The organism is Clostridium sp. (assembly GCF_050717635.1).
Lineage (GTDB): Bacteria > Bacillota > Clostridia > Clostridiales > Clostridiaceae > Clostridium_AD.
In genome coordinates, this window is record NZ_JBOITO010000009.1 from 1 (window position 1) to 21,039 (window position 21,039).

A 21,039-nucleotide genomic window follows, 5' to 3' on the forward strand; every position below is an offset into this window, starting at 1 on the left:
ATTGGATTAACAACTATCCCAGAAGGATTTTTAACGGTTTATCTGCTAATATGATGGAACAGAAAACCTTTACAGCTTAACATTATTTTTTCTTGAAATTTTCGGACATTTTATATTGCAATCTACATTAAGTGGTATGTCAATATATTTTTGTTGCTTTTTTTGGATACAATCTGTATAATATTATTTAAACATTATATAAAATTTCAATTAATTGTAAATTTATAATATTCGTACAATTCGCACTATTACAAGTGTTCTAAAGTTCTTCTACCCTTTGATTCTCTTTTTCTACAGTCTTTGCAATTTACTAAATTTTAAGTATTAGTCATCAAGTGTTAAAATTTAGAAATATTTTTCTAAATATTAATATATATCACATCCCAGTTTTTTAAAAATATTATTCACATAGAGGGGGAATTATAAATGGCTTCAAAAGCAAAAAAGCCTAGAGAGGCAAAATTATGGGAGGCTCTAATACCTATAGTGGGTACAATAGCACTTCTAATGTTTACTGTACTTCCTAAATTTGGTGTTGAGCAATCAGTGCATATACCAATAGTTTTCGGAACTTTTATAGCTACTATAGTAGCTATAACTAGACTTGGTTACTCTTGGAAAGAAATTGAGGATGGAATAATAAGTAGTATTTCCGGCACTATGCAGGCAATACTTATTCTAGCAATTATAGGTATGATTATAGGAACATGGATTCTTGGAGGAATTGTTCCTACACTTATTTATTATGGATTACAAATACTAAACCCAACAATATTCTTAGTTGCAACATGTTTGCTTTGTGCTATTGTTTCAATATCAACAGGTAGCTCATGGACCACAGCAGGAACTGTAGGTATAGCACTAATGGGTGTTGCTGTAGGTCTTGAAATACCCGCACCAATGGCAGCTGGTGCAATAATTTCCGGTGCATATTTTGGTGACAAAATGTCCCCACTATCAGATACTACTAATCTAGCCCCTGCTATGGCTGGTGCAAATTTATTTGATCATATTAAACATATGGTCTATACAACAGGAGTAAGTTTAGTAATTGCTCTAATTGGCTATGCAATACTTGGATTTAGATTTGCAGGGAAAACTCTTGATTCATCTAAAATAGATGCAATAACCGATTTAATGAGTAAAACCTTTACAATAAACCCAGTTTTACTATTAGTACCTGTTATTGTTATAGTTTTGGTTGCTAAAAAAGTACCTGCTATTCCAGGTTTATTTATAGGTGTTTTACTTGGCGGCATTGCTGCTATTGCTACTCAAGGTGCTAGCTTTCCCGATGTAATGCTTGCAATGCAGGACGGTGTCACATCTGACACTGGCAATAAGCTCTTAGACGAACTCCTCACAAGAGGTGGATATCAAAGCATGATGTGGACAATCTCTCTAATACTAGCAGCGCTTTCCTTTGGTGGTGTACTTGAGACAACTGGAATGCTGGAGACTCTTGCAAAGAAAGTACTTAAATATGCAAAGAGTACAGGCTCTCTTGTAACAGCTACAGTTCTTACATCAATATTCACAAATGTACTTGCTGGAGATCAATATCTTTCAATAGTACTTCCTGGTAAAATGTATAAGGATGAGTTCCACAAAAGAGGACTCGCTCCTAGGAATCTTTCAAGATGTCTTGAAGATGCTGGTACACTAACTTCTCCACTTGTTCCATGGAATACATGTGGAGCATTTATGAGTACCTCCCTTGGAGTTGCAACTATTGCGTATCTTCCTTACTGCTTCTTAAATCTTGTAAATCCGTTCGTATCTATCTTCTTTGGATTTACAGGAATTACAATGCTGAAACTTGAGGATGATCCATCAGCACCAGAATATACTGGCACAAAAAAATAATTCATAGAAAAATCCTTGTTGAAATTTCAACAAGGATTTTTTTATATATTTTCTTTATGTCTTTCATTCACCTTAGTAAGTATTTTATCCCTTAATGCATCACCATTCTCTACAAAAGATATTAGAACCTTAGAAGCAAAATTGAAATTTATGTTAAGATCTGTATTCCCCTCATCCTGAGAGATGATTTTCACTATTTCATTAAAGGATTTTTTTGATTTTATACCACTTACCCTATCCCCTTTGAGGCCTTTCTTTCTTGTAAACGCATATAGTAATGTAGTATCATCGTCAATTCCATGAACTGCGCAAAAAGCGATATTATCAAATTTTATAGTTTGGATGCCAAAGGGTTTGTATATTTTAATCTTTTGATCATCCACGGTTATAGAGAGTATTAGTCCCTTGTAAACATTGTATGCACAGATAATAAAAATCATCAACATAATTATTTTAAGTACAACATTAGAAATATACAGATAGCTCACAATGGCCAACAATGTGGATATTGTAAATATACTACCAAGTTTTATTATAGAATCACGTTTCCCCGCAAATTTCTCCATGTATTCTCCCTTGTTTTAAATTAGTTTGTATTAATGTCCATACTTATTCTACCATCTTTTATCTCAATTATCCTATCAGTTTTTTCTGCTATCCTTCTGTCATGTGTAATAATTATGAAAGTCGTCTTAAATTTTTCATTTATATCCCTAAGTATAGTGTATATATTCTCTGTTGATTCAGAGTCTAAGTTTCCTGTAGGCTCATCTGCAAGTATTATTTTAGGGTTATTAATTAGTGCTCTTGCAATAGCGGTTCTCTGCTGCTGCCCTCCTGACATATTAGTTGCTAAATTATCCTTTACTTTATAAATTCCAACTAAGTTCATGAATTCCTCTGCCCTTTCTATAATCTCTTTAGAAGGTTTGGGGTTATTCATCATGTATGGAATAAGTACATTCTCAAGAGCTGTGAATTCCGGTAACAAATAATGAAATTGAAATACGAACCCTATAGTCTTATTTCTAAGTGCAGCTAGTGCATTTTTACTCATGCTATCTGTTCTTTTACCGCTTATATAAACCTCACCGCTAGTTGGTTTGTCTAGTGTACCCATGATATTTAGAAGCGTACTTTTACCACTCCCTGATTGACCAATAATTGAATTGAAAGAGCCTTCTTCAAACGACAAGTTTGTATCAAATAAAACCTGTGTTTTTACAGTAGATCCGTAAATTTTATTAATATCCACTAATTCAATAATGTTAGCCATTCTTTATCACCTCAATTGGTTCTAATTTTGAAGAGCTCCTTGCTGGTATAAGAGCAGCTAGTGATGCAGAAGCTACTGCTATAGAGCCTGATAATGCAATGAATTTATAATCTAGATAAAGCGGTATTATTGATGTACCATCAGGATTTAACGCAAATGTGGTGAAACCCACCATAAGTGTTATCCCAAAAATTATTCCCATAATTGCCCCGGCAATACCTAATAAAAGACCTTCATACAAGAAAATTTTACTGGCATCCCTATCCTTTATTCCCATGGCTTTAAGTATTCCAATTTGTTTGGATTTTTGAACTACTGTTATAGCAAGCACACTTGCAATACCAAGTGTTACAGAAATAAGCACAAAAACTTGTATCATTAAACTAGAAACACTTTGCCCGTTAAGACCTCCAAGTAGCTCTTCGTTTTGATCCTTCCAATTTTCAATTTTTATATTGTCATCTGACAAACTTTCTTTTACGTTTATTGCAATTTCATCTGCTTTAAATACATCTTTTGAATTTAATTGCATTTCTATAGAAGTCACTTTATTACCAAAATCGAATATATCTTGAGAAGTTTTAAGGTTCGTTATGATCCAGGATTTATTTATATTTGACACCTTTAAATCATAAAACCCAGTTACTATTGAATCTTTAGTTTTTCCATTAGGTGTAATAAGAGAAATCTTATCACCAATATTTAATTTTAATTCTTCCTTTAAATTTTTACCTATTAGTATTTCATATAAATTTTTAGGAACATCGCCTTCATATATCTTAGATTTTATATCGTATAAATCTTTTCCCTGCTCTAAATTCAATCCCCTTATAAGTATTGGCGCAGTTTTATCACTATATTTAATAAAGGCAGGTGAATCAGCAGCAGCAGATATTTGTTCTATCCTATCATCCAATATATTTATTTTAGATATTTTTTCCTCCCAATTTTCTATAGTTTTATCATCCTGATTAGACACAACTGTTATTTGAGAAGAATTCCCTATAGTTTTATCTATAAGACTTTTTTGAAGTCCTTGTATAAGTGATCCAATAAAAATTTGTACTGAAACCCCAATAGCTATTCCTATAACTATTAAAAAGGTCTGCCCTTTGCTGGACTTTAAAAATCTTACAGCAATTTTAAATGGTAATTTCATTTTGATCCTCCTTTGACAAGTTTTTTATGTCAGTAAAACTTTCAATAAGCACATCTGCACCAATTCTTTTAACAGCTTCAATATTATTTTTAAAAGCATGACCCCCAGCTAATATAATTAATTTATTATTGCTGGAACTTCGTATTTTTTCAATAGTGTCTTTAGCAGCTACAAGACTATAAGAACTTGTCACACTTATTGCTAAATACTTTGGATTTACACAATCTATAACTTTCATAAACTCATTTTTAGGAGTGTTACTCCCTACAAAAATAGTATCATAACCGCATAACGTAAAGAAATCCGAAATTATCCTAGCACCTATTTCATGGTATTCTTCAGCCGGACAAATAACAATAACTTTCCCATAGTTTGTGTTTTTATAATTTTCATTCTTTTCTTTAATAACATAAGGATAAGAGCACTCAATAATAGTTCTAATTATTGAACTTCTAACATGTTCTTTCCATATACACACTCCCCCTTCTTTAATATCACACTTCATATTATTTAAGGAAGGGGCTAATATATTGGTGTATAAAGAAACAATACCGATTTTTTTTTCTTCTAATAGCGATAATATTAAATTAACAGCATTTTCTTTGTCCTCTAAATCTAATAATTTAATAAATTGATTATAAATAGTATCCATAAATTCCCCTCTTTACTATAATATTTTTAGTTAATATATTTTAACAAATTGTATTTATTTACATAATACTACAAGCTTTCGCATTTGTAAATACTTATTATCACCTAATATTTTTTATCGTCACTAAAAATGCCACTGGTGCCATACGCGTCACAAGTGGCAAGTTGATAATTCCCATACTCTACGTATCTAATTATTCCCTACTTTTGAAGAAATCTAATATTATTTCTTTATCCACACTAGAGAACTCATACATATCCATTTTACTTTTTGTAATCCATTTAACGGATTGTATGTCTTTATGAGGAGTTAAATACTCTTTTACCTTACCAGTATAAACCTTCAAAGTATCTCCACTTTCACTATCAAGAGCATATTCTTTAAATGCAGTTATATCAAATATATTACATTTCAAATCTTTTTCTATTGCTTTACTAATACTTTTCTCAATAGTCCCCTTACCTTTTATATCACTACTAAAAATACTCCACACCTTTTGTAAACTCTTTTTACTTTTACCTCTGTTTGCAATCAGCACCGCATTAAAATCATCACAAACTAGTATTGAACACTTTACAACTTTGTCCATATCGTCTCCCCCTTAAAATAAAATCGTATTTTTCTGATTTTTCTGTATACTTGCCTAAAAATATTATAAGACACATAAAAATAAATATCAAGCAAAAATCCTATTTCATATGTTTAGGGTTTAATTTTGTGTCAATAATTATAATGTATATGTTTATAATGAAAGGAGTATATAGATGGAAAATAGTATTAATTTAGACAATGATGAGATCTTAGTTAGAGAGTATATAGAAAGAGGCAAAGGACTTTTTAATGATGGAGAAACTGAAAAAGCATTTAAAGAATTTAATAAGGCCATTTTGATAAATAATGAATATGCCGAAACTTATCTTGTAAAAGCTCAAGCTCTTATTGGGATGTGCGAAGCCTATGACGCTGAAAAATGCATAAATAAATACATAGAACTTGCTCCTTATGACCCAAAAGGTTACTGGAAATTAATCGAAATACATGATTTAACTGGGGATTTTGATAGATGCATTTATTATTGTGAGAAACTTCTTGAACTTCAGGGTGAAAATATAACCATATATTTAAAAAAAGCAGAGTTTTTAGGTCTACTAAATGATTTTGAAAAAGCATTAGACTGCTTTAATATTTGCTTGAAATTGTGTCCAGATTTTTATGATGCACTTTGTGGTAAAGCTAGTTCGCTAAGATCACTAGGCAAGAAAAAAGAAGCTCTTGAAGTATATAATAAAGCTATTGAAGTGGATAGCACTAAAAGTGTTGCCTATTATGGAAAGTCTGAGATATATGTGGATATGAATAAAATCATAAGTGCCCTAATATATGCAGAAAAAGCATACAGAATAGACCCTAAAAACGAATGGTACAAATGTCACTATACAATATTAAAAAATATTAACATAGATACTAATACATCGCCTTCAATCTTGAAATGATAACGTTTTCTATAATATCTTTAAATAGTTAAATGCGCCCACTTATAAAGTGGGCGCATTTAACTATTTACAATTTTTCATTATTTCTTTTATTTTAACTAAATGATTGTCATAGTCAGCTACAACACCTTCTACTTCACTCATTAAGCTAGGGTCCAAACCACTATTCTCATCTATAAATTTTCTACCTTGCTTTATTCCCATATCCATAGCTTTTATAGCGTGCTCACATACTTCCAAATCAGTATTTACAGGTATAAGCACAATTTTCTCAAAAAAATCTGCCATAGTACCCATTACACCAAGGGTATCTGCTGCATTACCCCCTAGCTTTTCTATTCTATTAGTAATTGCCTCTTCATGTCTTTTAAATGATTCTATAATCTGAACCACCTGATTTTTAAGCTCTGGATTTTCAGCTTTATGCAGATAATCTTTAAATGTAGTACCTCCCATGTGTATACCTTTTAAAAATTTATTCATTTCTTTTACATTATTATTTACAGCCATAATCTCACCTCAGTTTATTGTGAGCATTGGGTAGTTATATTATACATAGTTATTTCTAAATTACCCCGCCAATTACATCAAGTGGATCAGTTTTCCTAAGCTCCTTAATAGGTGCAATCAAACTTAAAAACGATACAAAAATTGGTACAATTAACGCTATTCCCGCACCAGAAGCATTCCATAGTGGAATGAATCTACCACTTGGATAAAGCACGGTTGTGTTCAAAATAAAAGCTATAAGCGTACTTAATATCATTCCCCCTGCATATCCCAGTAAGCATACAGCAGAATTTTCTTTCCAAAGCTTAAAATATAAGGTTGATTTTTTATAGCCTATTGCTGATAATACTCCAAACTCATATTTTCTATTAAGGAAATTAATATAATTCAAATTTCCTAGTGATATACATAGCACAAGAATTATTATTATATTTAGCATAAATGATAATGCATTAATAGATTTACTAACTTCAGTAATTTGCTTTGAAATACTGTAATAATCCATAATCAAAACATTTTTAGGTGTATCCTCTGATAAATAATTAATTAGATTTTTATCCTTTATATTTTTAACCGAAAAAAGTATAGAGTGCTTTATTACAGTATCTCTAGGCACCATATTCTTGTTATTGCTGAGTACTGCTATCATTGCTGGGCCATCTGTAATGCCCGAAACTTTAAATTTCCCCTTTAGTTCGTAACTAGAGGATACCTCTGAACCAATATAATCTCCTGTTTTTACTTTACTTTGTAGAGCATATTTTTTAGGAATAATAATTTCATTCTTGTTTTCCCTTGGAAGCTCACCTTCAATTAATTCTAAATTAAGGGTAGATAAAACTCGTGATATATCCTTTTCATAAAAATTCAAGACAGAAATACTCATGCTACCAAAAACATTACCATATTGAAGATAACCATATTCATTAATTAAAGGTATAATATAACCTACATTATTATCATTAGTTATTTTGTCTAAGTAATCTTTGGGAATTGGTTGATCATTATTGCTAGATACTGTTGTGTATTCTCTGAAAATATTAGTAGCTGTTAAATTTGCTACCTCAAGGGTGCTATTTGTGACTAGTGAAAAAATGTAAATTAGTAGCACACTCACCATCATAGCTATTAATATTGGTAATGTTCTAGGAATATTGTTCTTAATATACTTAAATGTCGATAGCGGATTCATCATATCCCTCCATTCCTCTTTTCTTAATTGAAGTAATAGTACCATCCCATATATTTATTATATCATCTGCATTTTCAAGTATAGAAGCATCATGTGTTACAACGATGACTAATGCATTATTTTTATACTCATCTAGTATCTTCATAACTTCCCTTGCACTAGAATGGTCTAAAGATGCAGTAATCTCATCACAAAAAATTACTTTAGGGTCATTTATAAGTGCTCTAGCAATTGCAGCCTTTTGTCTTTGTCCACCGGATAACTTATGGGGCTTTTTATGCGCTAAATGCTCAATACCAAGTTTCTTTAATAAATCTAAAGCTTTTTCTTTTGCTCTCATACTATTGTCATTTATTGGTGTTAAAACATTATCCAGTACGCTCATATATTCTATAAGAAAATGTCTTTGGAAAACGAATCCAAAATCTTTGCGCCTTAGCTCTGTACTTTTAGAAACGGATAATTCCTTAAATTTCATATCCTTATAGCTTATGGTGCCTGATGATGGAATTTTGAGTCCTGCTAAGGAATATAGAAGTGAGCTTTTTCCACTGCCAGATGGCCCCATTATGCCTATTAATCTATTTCCTTCCAAGGAAAGATTAATATTTCTTAGTGCATAAGTCTGGTCCTCTTTTCCCATATCATATATTAAATTTAAATTTTCTACTTTGAATAACATAATATTTCACTCCTTTTTATATTCCTTCTATCATAACTATAGGATCTAGCTTGCTTATCATTCTGTTTACAGGTATTAGTGTAAATAGTGTTGTAAATAGTGGCACATAAATTGCCATTTGAAAACCTTTTAAAGAAAAATATACTGCAACTCCTCCAATAGCTCCAAATCCTCCACCATTAATTAAAATAGAAAACAACCATCCGAAAATTATCCCTAAAGCAAATCCTAACATATTTACAATAAGCACCTCCAAAAATGATTTTTTCATTAACTCTCGCTTGGTGTATCCCATTGCATTTAAAATTCCAAGTTCCTGTTTTCTGCTAAAAAACTGTACATATTTAGAACTTCCAACAGAAATAACCATTACAATAATTGCAAGTATACAAATCATGTCTAAGGTACGTATAGTAGATATTGACTTATTATAAAGTTTAATTCCCTCACTTAAAATCATAACGTCAACTTCTTTTTTAGGGAAGCTTACCAGTAGTTCATCTACCTCTTTTATTCTATTGTACTTTGGAAAAACTAATAAAGATTTTTTCACTATAATTGTATCCTTCGTATTTATTGAGGTTGTATCCGTGTTATACGGCATAAATGATAAATAACCGTCCCCTTCAACTATTCCTACCACAGTATATTCTCCATTTAAACTATCATTTTTATTAATGGAATTTCCTATTTTATCTCCGATTTTTACGTTTTTGTTTTTTGACATTCTATAATCTAATGCCACTTCTTTATGATTTTCTATTGGCAACCTTCCTTCTTTTAGGGTTATGTTATGCTTTTTCATAACATAAGCTATATCCTGAGACCTTATACCTAAAATAGAAGCATTAGTGCTAACTCCCGGTATATCATATCGTGTTTTATACGAAAGATAGGGGATTATATTTTCTACATTAGGGTTATCTTTAAGGCTACTAACAATACTTTCAGGTATAGGTTTGTCTTTTTCAATGCTTTGTACTGTCATATGATTTTTATATGGGTTTACCTGTAGCTCATATACAGAGTCCCCTAGAGATTTAAGAATGGTCTGAAAAACATACAAAAATGAAACAGCCACTATGATTGATATTGTAGACATAATAAGTTTTTTCTTGTTATTTTTACAATAGTTTAAAGCTGATAAAGGCTTCATTATCCTAACTCCTTTCAAAACATATAATTTATGATTTACTTATAATAGAATAATACCAAATCTTTAGGTAATATAAAAGTAACCGTGGTCACAAAATTAAGTGACCACGGTTACTTTTCAACTGTATATCTATTCCTTAAGTAAATCTTTAATATATATTGCCGCCGATGTTCTATCAGAAATACCTATTTTACTATATAGATTGCTTACATAGTTTTTTACTGTGCCACCTGATATATATAATGCGGAAGCAATTTGCTTATTAGTAAAACCTTGTGCTAGCATTTTCGCAATTTCAATTTCTTTTTCTGAAAGTCCAAACGAACACAACAATTTAGATTCATTCTTCTTAGTAGCATTTTCAGTATCCTTACTGTAGTCTTTGGATATTTTACCAGCAAGTACTATTGCAATTTTAGATGGCAATATAAAATTACCCTTAAAAGCATCCTGTACTGCTTTTATAAGTCCATCTCCCTCTATATCCTTCAAAATATAGCCGCTGGCACCATTGCTTAAGGCTTTTACAATATATTCTTCATCATCAAAGGTGGTAAGAATAAGTATCACTATATTGGGGAAAGTATCCTTTATTAGTTTGGTACATTGTACTCCATCCATATTAGGCATTCTTATATCCATTAGTACCACCTGAGGTCTGGTTTCAGCGCATAATTTTAGTGCCTCTACCCCATCTTTTGCTAGTGCTACTATTTCTATATTTTCCTCTAGTTCTAGTATTGTCTTAAGTCCATCCCTCATAAGGGTTTGATCATCTGCAATTAACACTCTTATCTTATCCATAAAAGCCTCCCCCAAAAATAGTTCGTTTCAAATTATTGCTCGCATACTTTAGAATAAGGAAACGTAATGAGTAATTCTAAGCCTTCTTGCACCTCAGAATTAATATCAAAGCTTCCTTCCAAGTCGTAAACCCTATCTCTCATAGCTCTAAGCCCGAAACCGTAATTTAATGTACCTGCGCCTAAGCCGTTGTCTTCAAGTGAAAAACAAATCTTATTTCCTTTTTTTATAAGTTTAAACAAAAAAGCAGTACTTTTGCCATGGCGAATTCCATTAGTAAGTCCTTCTAGTAAGGATGATATAATTACCTTTTGTGCTGCTTTAGTTAAATTTAATGAAGAGTCTATCTCAGAAATTATTGTCACCTCAGAATGTAACTGAGTATCCTTAATTACCGCTTCCAAAGAAGGATAAAATTCTAATAATTCATCACCTATCTCAAGCACTCGTACAGAGCCCCTAATATCATTAAGCCCCTTTCTCACTTGATCTTGTGCAAGGCAAAGTTTCTCTAGCGATAAATCTAAATTCACCTTCATCAGTCTTTTACTAGCCTCTATTTCTACAATAACTGTGGTTAAGGTATGTCCCACTGTATCATGAATTTCTCGTGCTATTTTATTTCTCTCTTTAAGAATAGTCATTACCTCTAATTTTTCATAAGCATCCTTTAAATTCATATATATACTGTCTTTTTCTAATTTCTCAATAGTTATTTCTTTTAGAGAAACTTCAATTATTTCTGTTTGCACAAGTAAATATCTTACAAGGAAAAATATCAAGTAAATAATGCAAAAAATCGATAGATTTAAAAGTATTTTCACAAATATGATGGAAAACTCAAAATTCACCATAATACTTAAAGTTATAGAGTAAAGTACAAATGAAAAAACAGAAGAAATAATACCAAATGCTAAACTGAAATTCAGGACAATATCTTCTATCATAAAATAAAATAAGAATAGTGATAGATGAGAATTATCATACATATTAAGTATAAAAATCAATATAAACTCTATTATAAGTGAAAAATAGCTTAGATTTTTATGTTTTTCACTTCCATATATGAAAAACACTCTTATAGTGTAAGAGGTTAAAAATAAGAATGCTAAAGTAACGATTAATAATTGATTGTCCCAGTTATACATTGCAGTTATTAAAAAAATTCCAGTAAATATTATATAATTAATAATCATCAAAATATCTTTAATCTTATTATTCATAGAACACCTCACAAATTAGAAATAATATTTATCAATAACTTTTATTCTTTCATCTCAAACAATCCAAATATTTCCTCATCACTCATTGCAGCGAACCCATCCGCACCAGAAAGTTCATCACCCAAAAGCTCTGATATAAGCTTTTTCTTATCCTCTTGCAATGAAAGAATTTTTTCCTCAATGGTACCTTTAGCTATAATTTTTATAACCTCCACTACCTTCTTTTGACCTATCCTGTGAGCCCTATCTGTGGCCTGTTCTTCCACCGCGGGGTTCCACCAAGGGTCAAAATGAATTACTACATCTGCAGAAGTCAAGTTAAGACCAGTACCTCCAGCTTTTAAACTTATTAAAAATACAGAACTTGCGCCATCATTAAATGCTTTAACTAAATTCATTCTTTTTTCTGAAGAAACCGAACCATCTAGGTAACTAAATTGTATCTGCTCCACTAATAGTCTTTTTTGTATATTTTTAAGAACAGTAGTAAATTGAGAGAAAACAAGTATTCTATGTCCCTCCTCTATACTATTTTGAAGTAACTCCACTAGAGCTTCCATTTTTGCATTACCACCACTATAATCATTCATAAGTATTGTGGGATCAAGGCATAATTGTCTTAACTTTGTTATATAGGAAAGTACTTCTATCTTACTATTTTTAAATTCATCACTACGCACCTTTTTTTCAATAAGCTCCATTGCATAGGTTGCATAGGTTTTATAAACTTTTTTTTGCTCATCCTCTAAACTCACCCACAGTGTTTTTTCTATTTTATCGGGTAATTCCTTTAATACATCCTTTTTTCTCCGCCTTAAGATAAAAGGTTTTATAAGCCTATTTAAATCCTCTAATATTTCCGGACACTCCTTAAGCTTTTTGTGATATCTAACGCTAAATCTCTTTTCATCATATAGGTAGCCTGGCATTATAAAATCAAATATAGACCATAAATCCATAAGAGAATTTTCTATTGGAGTACCAGATAGTGCAAACCTTGACTTGGCCTTTATTTCCTTTACAGCTACTGCATTTTGAGAATTTGCATTTTTAATGTTTTGTGCTTCATCTAATATACAATAATCAAACTCCAATTTATTGTAACTTTCTAAATCTCTTTTTAATAAGTTATATGTAGTTATAATTACATCGTAACTATCTATGTTAGTTATTACTCCCTCTCGCATATCCTTTGATCCATTAGCCGCTATAACTTTTAAGCTAGGTCCAAACTTTTCAAACTCACTTATCCAGTTATATATCAGAGAGGTAGGTGCCACAATCAAAGTCTTACTTCCGGTATTTGATAATATCAAAGTAATAGCTTGAATAGTTTTACCAAGGCCCATCTCATCTCCTAAAATTCCACCAAACCCTAAATACTCTAAGGTTTTAAACCAATTAAATCCAATCTTTTGATACTCTCTTAATTCACCCTTAAATGAATCTGGCTGTTTAAAATTTAACTTCTCTATATTTTTAAGCTTATCTTTTACCTCTTTCAACTCTTTTTTTCCTTTTATATATCTTATATTATTTTCCTCTAAATAACTATTTAGGAAAACGCCCTTATTTTTTGAGATTTCAATATGATTATTTTCACTACGTGAAGGAGACATAACATCTAAAAGCTTCAAGAATTTATTAAGCTCTAATTCCTCTAAATCTAGATACTCCCCATTCTTAAGCTTGTAATATTTGAGGCTATTTCTAAATGCTCTTAGTATATTGGTAGTTTCCACCGGCTCAATATCACCTATTTTAAAGTCCATTTCAAAATAATTATATTTCCCACTTTTAATATTCCCACTAATGCCTGAGGCCCCTAACGATTTTATACCTTTAAAGTTTTGAGAGTAATATACTTCTCCTATTTCTTGAAGCCTGAAGGCTTCTTTTTTAAAAAATTTAAAAATACGATCTTCTGATTTTGAAAAATGAAATTTGTTTTTTATTTGCTCAAAACCTAAAGCTTTTAAAATTGAAGTAACCTGAGCTTCCTTTTTAGAATCCCTATAGACAATTTTTTCACTACAGTCCTCAAAAATATTAAACTCAAAAGTTCCATATTTGACCTTTACAATTAGAGTAATAACTTTTCCTTCCTGATCAAAATAGAATCTAAATTCACACTTAGCCATTATTATTTTATCTTTAATAGACTTAGATAATGCAACACTTGGCGATAGAAAATTAAGATCCGGGATTAGCCTTCTTAATATATTCTCTTCCTCAAGGCTCGTCATAGTTACTACCCTTGCCTCATTAAAAACCTGAAGATAAGGACACAACTTATAACAAAACTCATAATCTGGAAGATATATAGTGCTCCCATACAATAAAACGTCATTTTTGGTTCCAAGGGACACTGGCATTCCATTTATTGATTTAAGCACATAATTATCCTTTATTATCTTTAAATCAAAATCCAGAGCTGGAGCTTCATGCAAAATTTCTGTATCCACCGGTCTAGAAAAAAACCCTTCATTCAAGTAAACCCTATGCTTAATTATAATCTCAAAAAATTCTCTAGTTAAAAATTTGGGAATATTAATGCTTTTCCCGTCTATATATCGGTCTTCATTTCTATTACCGCGCCTTTGCTTGCCCTCCATAGTCTTTAACATTCCTATAAAATCAATAAGCCTTTTATCTACTGTGCTCATTTTTTGATTCCCTATATTAAAAGTAAAATTCTTGCTATAGTTTATAGAAATATTATTGTAATACCCTAATAAAAAATGATTAATATCCTTTATAACATAAATATTATTAGAAGCCATAGAACTTAATCCTATTTTAAACTCTGCTGTAAGATTACTAGTCCATTGATTTTTATTTATGTACACTTCTATTTTAATTTCATCCTTATATTTTTCATCGCCTAAAAGCATAGATAATACATTTTTTTTAGTTTTAGATATATCTTTAACATATACATCATCTTCTCTCAGAAGAGGGTGCTTAGCTAACTTTTCTAATGCGCTATAAAAAGTAGCCACTAAATGTTTGCAACAATAATTTTCTTTTCTAAATTCATTATTTTCAAAATCAGCGCAACTGCAGAAAGTAGAAAAAATACTTCTCCTATCTGTATCCATTTCAATTTTAGTGTGATATTCATTGAAAAGTCTCTCTGAAATTACATTTCCTTCTATACATATTAATCTATCTTCACTGGTAATATCCATAGAAGAAACTAGATCATTATTAAGTATCCTTTGACCACTGGCATGGTTTTTTCCACTGGTACCTTCATTAAATATTTGTAATATCATATCTTCCTTCAGCATATTTTCTCCCTAGTTCTTTTAATTTTATAATCCTTTAATTATACCATAAACGAAGAAAAAATATAAAACACAAGTTTTATATTCTCTCCTAAAGGGATAACCCTACTATTACAACATTCCCACTAGTAACTGGCCTAATGTACTTACAAAATTCAAATCCTCAAATTTAAATTCTTTTACCTTAATAGGTACCGTTAAATAAAGTATTGCATTCACAACTCCTGCTTTAATTATAGGAACAGCTATTACAGAATTCCAGTTTGGCATTCCAGTTACTAAATCATAATCGATTATAGAATCCCAATCTATTATGCAAACCCCTTGTTTTTCTGTAATTACAGATTTTATTATATCTCCACTAAACCCTTTAGCCGCAGTCCAATTTTCCTCAAAAATCTTTCTAGCAAATTTTTCAGTAATTCCATTTCCATTTACAATGAAAAACATACCATTTTGTGCCTCAGTGGTTTCAATTATTCTTCCAAGCACATTAAATATTTGAGTTTCTAAATTATATTCAGATTTAATAATTTCCATAAGCTCCATCATAGCTAGTACATTTCTTGAGTCTTGAACTAAATTTCCTGATACTATTCCTGAAAGTTTATTAGTCCCCTTCATTTCGCCTGTAAACTTTTCATCCCAAATTTGGCATCTATTTTTACCATTTCCCTTGGCTACATATAGTGCTTGATCAGCTTTATCTATTAATTCCTTTTCCCACTTACCATGGTTTGGATAAGTAGCAATCCCCATGCTTACGGTTAACTCTCTCTTTGAACCTAATATTTTTTTATTGTCAATATTTCCTCTTACTCTTTCAGCAATTACACTGGCCTCGGCTGTATCAGTTTCCGGTAAAACAATGATAAACTCTTCTCCACCATACCTCCCACACGTATCCATTTTTCTAATAGAATCCATAACAATTCTACAAACATCACGTAGCACTTGATCACCAGTTTGATGACCAAACCTATCGTTAACACCTTTAAAATTATCCAAATCAAACATAATTATCGAGAATACTCCCTTAGCAGCCTCTGCTTTTTCAACTTGTCCTAATAGTTCTTCCTCTAAAAATCGCCTTGTAAGTGTTCCTGTAAGTTTGTCAATAGAAGAACTTATTTTAAGCAAATAATTTCCCACAATAAAACCTATAAATGAAGTTAAGTCTAAACATTTACTCAAACTATCCTCATTGAAATTATTTAGCACTCTTTGAGACTCCATATATAAATAGCCCTTTATATGTTCTAGATTAAAAGGCTCATTAACCCTTTTACTTTCACCCTTAGATAGTTCTTCAATAACACCTTTTCTACTTATAATTGGAATACACATTATGGATTTCATACCAGCTGGCATAAGTCTTAATTCAACATTTTTTGTGTTATTAAAGGTTTCACTTACCAATATAGAGTTTTTAGTTTCTCTTACCCTTTGTAAAATTAGTTTTATATCTGCGATATCGTAATTTCCATCACTAGACGCAACAACTGAGTACTCATTATCATTCCCTTCAGATATAATTAAGCTCCTAGAAGATAAAAGCATACTTGAAATAAGTTTTGTAATAACATCCAATGTTTCAAGTGGATCCTCACTCATATTAGCAATTACATCATTTATATTATTAATCCCACTTGGAAGGATGGAACTATATATCTTTTGTGCTGATTCAACAAATCTTTTATTGTTTAATATTTCAGCAAATGTATCATAATTAAAAAGAATTGCTAAATCTTCAACATTTGAAATAATGATTCCTTCTACTTTTTGAAGTTTAGTATTTTCATTCGTCTTACTTATTACTTTAATCATATTAAAGGGTTTCATCATATTATGAGCATTTATGTAACGAATTCTCAGGTGCTCAGGAAGTTGCATAGTACAGTCCTTAATTACCTCACAGGCTTCAAAATAATAATTGACTGCATAGAAATAATCCATCTTAGAAGAATAATTGTCTCCTATAGCACTACATATTTTCCATTGGAAGAGTTTATTTTTTGCACTCTTAGATAAATTCAATGCTACCATTAAACTCACTATATTATTTTTGTCATCCTTTATGATACCTTCTAAATATAACCTTTTGATATTAACCATATCAGTGTAACTATCTTGAACACTAAAAGGATGACTTTCAAATAAATCAGTAGCTTCCTTCACATATCCATTTTCATATAGTGCTATACAAATCTCATATACCGCATTGATGTTATTTGTTTCATTCTTATACCCATTTAATAATTTCTCCACATTATTAATACTTTCCTTTATATCCTCTACTTTTTCTGCCCTATGTATTTTTAAAATAAACAATAACAATTTACTATTATTATCCTGAATTGTTCCATCGTTATTATATATCACTAAAGCTTTTCCAATTAAATCTTCAGCTATATCATTATCTCCTAGTCTACAATAAAGTTCTGCACCCATTTGATAATATAATGAAATCTCTTTACCTTGAATAGGGAACTCTTCTAATTCCTTTTGTACTAGCATATAATTTTCATATGCTCCTTTGTTATTTCCCATTTTCAAATAAACATTGGAAAGATAATTGTAAATATAAAAAATATTACCTTCTAGTTCCATATTTTTAGATTTTTCTAATACATCATTAAAATATTTTACTGCCGCATTATAATCAAAATTATCGAAATAACTGGTTGCTATATTGGTTAATGCTATTAGCTCTGAATCTCTAATATTATTTTCTTCACATATTACTATAATCTTATTATAATAAACAATAGCAGTTTCATTATCTTGATAATAATCCCCATAAATCACTCCAATATTATTTAAACAACGGCTCATACCTTCAATGTTATTACACTCTTCAAAATACTTTAGCCCTATTTTAAAGCTATCTAACGCCTGCGTTATTTTAGAAGTTTCCGTATACATAATACCAAGAATATTGTAAATAAGCCCTTTATACTCTATATAATCATTACCACATGTTTTTATGCAATTAGTGCATATATCAAAGGTTTTATTGTACTCCTGCTTTACAATATATACATTTGCAAGATTTATTTTATTTTCTAGATACCCTTCCATGTATTCAAAATCAAGTAATATTCCAGCACTTTTCCTTATATATTTAAGTGCTTTTTTTACTTCATTTTTTTTCAAACATATATATGCTATTTTATTTGCACAATCAACTTGAAGTTTTTCCTCCACTAAATTCATAGTAAGTCTATATATTTTTTTATAAGTTTCTAGTGACCCTGATAGGTTTCCAATACCTAAGTAAATGTCGCCTATCTTAAGAAGTATTTCCACTCTTTTATTTCCATCTTCTTCATCAGATAACATAGATAAAGCCTTTTCATACTTAGCGATAGCTTCTCCCGTTAATCTAAAGGAATTCATTCTTTCTGCAAGCTCTATGCAATACTTTACAATTCTGTCTTTATCATTAGCCTTTTCTAAATGATATATAAGTTCTTCTTTATTTTCTCTTGCTTCATCTTCAAAAATAGTTTCTAAGACAGACGCCGCAAACTCATGTCTTACTTTCCGTTCTTCTTCACTTAGTCTGTTATATATTAAAGTTTTAAGAACCTTATTGTAGAAATCAAATACAAAACCCATATCCTCAATTTTTTTGCACAGTACCCCTTTAGAGCATAACTCTTCAATACTTATTTCTGTCTTACTTTCTTTTCCAACAAAAAACTTTTCTATAACTTCACTTGACACAGCAGTATTAAATATGGCTATAACACTTAAGATCTCGTAACTTGCCTCATTAATTTCCTTTATTTGATTAAGCAATGCTTGCTCCATTGTTGAGGCAATTGGCATATCATCATAATCAAAAGGAGTATACCATTTACCATTCTCATTTATATAAATTACTTTTTTAGACACAAAATCTTTTAAGGTTTCCTCAACGAATAGTGGATTACCATCTGTTTTTTTATAAACACTTTGTCCAAATTTACTAGGTACTTTAGGCATACTAAGTATTTGTTGAATCATAATAGCCGTTTGTTCATTATTTAAATTTTTTAAAGATAGATTATAATTTGTAGAGTTTTTATTTAATATTTGCTGGAAATTATTACTTACATCATAAGTGCTTTTATTATAAGATAGAATAATCATTATATTTTGGTCATCATAATTTTGCACACTCATGTATTCTAAGAGTTCTAATGAGAAGTCATCTAAAAAACCAGCATTATCTATAATAAAAATAGTAGGTTTATTTACAACAGAATCTTTGATAAAGCTATATATTCTACTAATAAGTCTGTATTTTTCTTTTTCAACTGTTAAACTTTCCGAAGCCACAATATTACTTGAAAGTCCAAGTTCAGGAATAAATTTTATAAGTTCACTTTGATACCTTTTTACTATTTCATCCTCAGATATGGTCACTATTTCCTTTAATATATGTATAAATGCCTTATTCTCCTTTATCTTTAAATTTCCTGTGTTAAAACTAGAATATACATTAGCTTTTTTCATATACAGTAAATAGTCAATCTCTTTTAAGAATCTTGTTTTTCCAATACCTTGTTCACCTTGAACAAGTATAATTCTGTTTGATGAATTACCTTTCACTAAATCATCATAATTATTCATTACTCTAGCAATTTCAACATCTCTACCTACAATTTTAGTATTAAAATTTAATTTTTCAATTTCATCAGTTATAAATGACCTATAGTTCTTATTAAAAGCTACATTAACGTCTTCCACAACTTCCTTTATAGTATTATAACGATTTAATAAATTTTGTTGTGTCATTTTTTTTATAATCTTTATTAGGCTATTATAAAATGCTACGGTTTCGCTGCTTACACTTTCATTACATTTAAACTTATTCTGCAAATTCTCAATATCTTCATCAATATTAGAATTTGAATATACATCTATTTTGCATAAAGCTAGTAGAAATACTCCCATTGAGTATATATCTGATGCGATAGTTCTTTCATTATCTAGAATATACTCTGGAGCTTTAAAATTAAGTTCCCCTGCCCTGTTCCTGCCTTGCTCTTGTTTTTCAATTTCTATTGTTAGTAAATCCTTAATAATAACACTATAATTGTTATTTTCATGAGTAATCATTATGTTGTTAGTGTTAAGTTCTCCATAAATAAATCCCCTAAGATGCAAATAATTTACTGCCCTGCATAAATTAATAAATATATCTAAAATGTCGTTTTCTTCTATATTGATGATTAGTTCGTGTAGCTTCAGGGTATTTTTATTATACGTATTTGTATAAAAGTAATCATCGTTATTAATCTTTTGATTATCAATAGTGTGAACAATTCCAAAATCAAAAACCTTACATATATTTGCATGATTTATAGTTTCTAATGTTTTAAACTCAGCTACATAAAAGTCTATGAGGCTATTTGATGCAAATTCAGAATTAATAATATTAAATTGTATTTCATCATGATTGTTTATAACATCAGAAACAAGATAGGAAGACTTAATCCTATCTTGACTTATATTTGCAATTACTCTATATCTATTGTTAATCAAATTCATTCTTTACACTTCCTTAATTGTATATACTACTTCTTTACATTATAACATATGCCTAGCAAATACTTTAGTAATCGAGTAGGAGGCTAATCATTATTTGATTAGCCGACCTCTCACACCACCATGCATACCGTTCGGTACACGGCGGTTCCATAAGAACTAACAAGTTCTAAGATAATATTTCGTTATACTGATTAG

Annotated in this window: 15 protein-coding genes; 2 read left to right on the top strand and 13 right to left on the bottom strand. The window is 30.3% G+C overall.

The genetic code is table 11. The features are described from left to right. Positions 1–426: 426 nt before the first annotated feature. Positions 427–1,866 carry a Na+/H+ antiporter NhaC gene (gene nhaC, locus ACREWB_RS04620; RefSeq protein WP_431546317.1) on the top strand — a complete coding sequence of 480 codons (1,440 nt, stop codon included), beginning with the start codon at positions 427–429 and terminating at the stop codon, positions 1,864–1,866. A 41-nt stretch (positions 1,867–1,907) separates the two neighbouring features. Here the strand turns inward: nhaC and ACREWB_RS04625 are convergent, their stop codons facing one another. The 5 genes from ACREWB_RS04625 to ACREWB_RS04645 form a co-directional block, all read right to left on the bottom strand. Next, positions 1,908–2,432, bottom strand: coding sequence for a hypothetical protein (locus tag ACREWB_RS04625; RefSeq protein WP_431546318.1), 525 nt, complete (start codon positions 2,430–2,432; stop codon positions 1,908–1,910). A 20-nt stretch (positions 2,433–2,452) separates the two neighbouring features. After that, positions 2,453–3,142, bottom strand: coding sequence for an ABC transporter ATP-binding protein (locus ACREWB_RS04630; RefSeq protein WP_431546319.1), 690 nt, complete (start codon positions 3,140–3,142; stop codon positions 2,453–2,455). Beyond that, the gene (locus ACREWB_RS04635; RefSeq protein ID WP_431546320.1) at positions 3,135–4,301 is read right to left on the bottom strand and encodes an ABC transporter permease; all 1,167 of its coding nucleotides are present in this window, start codon (positions 4,299–4,301) and stop codon (positions 3,135–3,137) included. Before ACREWB_RS04635 ends, ACREWB_RS04630 begins: the two co-directional genes overlap by 8 nt. Continuing rightward, positions 4,285–4,953 (bottom strand): cobalamin B12-binding domain-containing protein, encoded by a 669-nt coding sequence (locus ACREWB_RS04640; RefSeq protein ID WP_431546321.1) that lies wholly within the window; start codon positions 4,951–4,953, stop codon positions 4,285–4,287. Before ACREWB_RS04640 ends, ACREWB_RS04635 begins: the two co-directional genes overlap by 17 nt. A gap of 193 nt (positions 4,954–5,146) precedes the next feature. Next, positions 5,147–5,542, bottom strand: a complete 396-nt coding sequence (locus ACREWB_RS04645) for a hypothetical protein (protein WP_431546322.1) — start codon at positions 5,540–5,542, stop codon at positions 5,147–5,149. 175 nt (positions 5,543–5,717) lie between these two features. Here ACREWB_RS04645 and ACREWB_RS04650 point away from each other — a divergent pair, with 175 nt between their 5' ends. Next, positions 5,718–6,446 carry a tetratricopeptide repeat protein gene (locus ACREWB_RS04650; protein WP_431546323.1) on the top strand — a complete coding sequence of 243 codons (729 nt, stop codon included), beginning with the start codon at positions 5,718–5,720 and terminating at the stop codon, positions 6,444–6,446. A gap of 63 nt (positions 6,447–6,509) precedes the next feature. Here the strand turns inward: ACREWB_RS04650 and ACREWB_RS04655 are convergent, their stop codons facing one another. The 8 genes from ACREWB_RS04655 to ACREWB_RS04690 form a co-directional block, all read right to left on the bottom strand. After that, complete coding sequence (locus ACREWB_RS04655) at positions 6,510–6,956, bottom strand: DUF2383 domain-containing protein (RefSeq protein ID WP_431546324.1); 447 nt, start codon at positions 6,954–6,956, stop codon at positions 6,510–6,512. 55 nt (positions 6,957–7,011) lie between these two features. After that, entirely contained in the window at positions 7,012–8,148 is a 1,137-nt protein-coding gene (locus tag ACREWB_RS04660; protein WP_431546325.1) for an ABC transporter permease, read from the bottom strand. Further along, on the bottom strand, positions 8,126–8,830 hold the full coding sequence (locus ACREWB_RS04665; protein ID WP_431546326.1) for an ABC transporter ATP-binding protein: 705 nt from the start codon (positions 8,828–8,830) through the stop codon (positions 8,126–8,128). Before ACREWB_RS04665 ends, ACREWB_RS04660 begins: the two co-directional genes overlap by 23 nt. Before the next feature lie 16 nt (positions 8,831–8,846). Next, positions 8,847–9,986 carry an ABC transporter permease gene (locus tag ACREWB_RS04670; protein ID WP_431546327.1) on the bottom strand — a complete coding sequence of 380 codons (1,140 nt, stop codon included), beginning with the start codon at positions 9,984–9,986 and terminating at the stop codon, positions 8,847–8,849. A gap of 129 nt (positions 9,987–10,115) precedes the next feature. Next, positions 10,116–10,790 (bottom strand): response regulator, encoded by a 675-nt coding sequence (locus tag ACREWB_RS04675; protein WP_431546328.1) that lies wholly within the window; start codon positions 10,788–10,790, stop codon positions 10,116–10,118. 32 nt (positions 10,791–10,822) lie between these two features. Further along, a complete protein-coding gene (locus tag ACREWB_RS04680; protein ID WP_431546329.1) occupies positions 10,823–12,013 on the bottom strand; it encodes a sensor histidine kinase in 1,191 nt (396 codons plus the stop codon). A 41-nt stretch (positions 12,014–12,054) separates the two neighbouring features. Continuing rightward, positions 12,055–15,306: a DEAD/DEAH box helicase gene (locus ACREWB_RS04685; protein ID WP_431546330.1), complete on the bottom strand. Its 3,252-nt coding sequence runs from the start codon at positions 15,304–15,306 to the stop codon at positions 12,055–12,057. Positions 15,307–15,414: 108 nt separating this feature from the next. Next, positions 15,415–20,844 (bottom strand): diguanylate cyclase, encoded by a 5,430-nt coding sequence (locus ACREWB_RS04690; protein ID WP_431546331.1) that lies wholly within the window; start codon positions 20,842–20,844, stop codon positions 15,415–15,417. Positions 20,845–21,039: the final 195 nt, after the last annotated feature.

Excerpts from the sequence above, each read along its gene's own strand:
- nhaC (WP_431546317.1), top strand. The coding sequence starts at position 427 with ATGGCTTCAAAAGCAAAAAAGCCTAGAGAGGCAAAATTATGGGAGGCT.
- ACREWB_RS04625 (WP_431546318.1), bottom strand. The coding sequence starts at position 2,432 with ATGGAGAAATTTGCGGGGAAACGTGATTCTATAATAAAACTTGGTAGT.
- ACREWB_RS04630 (WP_431546319.1), bottom strand. The coding sequence starts at position 3,142 with ATGGCTAACATTATTGAATTAGTGGATATTAATAAAATTTACGGATCT.
- ACREWB_RS04635 (WP_431546320.1), bottom strand. The coding sequence starts at position 4,301 with ATGAAATTACCATTTAAAATTGCTGTAAGATTTTTAAAGTCCAGCAAA.
- ACREWB_RS04640 (WP_431546321.1), bottom strand. The coding sequence starts at position 4,953 with ATGGATACTATTTATAATCAATTTATTAAATTATTAGATTTAGAGGAC.
- ACREWB_RS04645 (WP_431546322.1), bottom strand. The coding sequence starts at position 5,542 with ATGGACAAAGTTGTAAAGTGTTCAATACTAGTTTGTGATGATTTTAAT.
- ACREWB_RS04650 (WP_431546323.1), top strand. The coding sequence starts at position 5,718 with ATGGAAAATAGTATTAATTTAGACAATGATGAGATCTTAGTTAGAGAG.
- ACREWB_RS04655 (WP_431546324.1), bottom strand. The coding sequence starts at position 6,956 with ATGGCTGTAAATAATAATGTAAAAGAAATGAATAAATTTTTAAAAGGT.
- ACREWB_RS04660 (WP_431546325.1), bottom strand. The coding sequence starts at position 8,148 with ATGAATCCGCTATCGACATTTAAGTATATTAAGAACAATATTCCTAGA.
- ACREWB_RS04665 (WP_431546326.1), bottom strand. The coding sequence starts at position 8,830 with ATGTTATTCAAAGTAGAAAATTTAAATTTAATATATGATATGGGAAAA.
- ACREWB_RS04670 (WP_431546327.1), bottom strand. The coding sequence starts at position 9,986 with ATGAAGCCTTTATCAGCTTTAAACTATTGTAAAAATAACAAGAAAAAA.
- ACREWB_RS04675 (WP_431546328.1), bottom strand. The coding sequence starts at position 10,790 with ATGGATAAGATAAGAGTGTTAATTGCAGATGATCAAACCCTTATGAGG.
- ACREWB_RS04680 (WP_431546329.1), bottom strand. The coding sequence starts at position 12,013 with ATGAATAATAAGATTAAAGATATTTTGATGATTATTAATTATATAATA.
- ACREWB_RS04685 (WP_431546330.1), bottom strand. The coding sequence starts at position 15,306 with ATGCTGAAGGAAGATATGATATTACAAATATTTAATGAAGGTACCAGT.
- ACREWB_RS04690 (WP_431546331.1), bottom strand. The coding sequence starts at position 20,844 with ATGAATTTGATTAACAATAGATATAGAGTAATTGCAAATATAAGTCAA.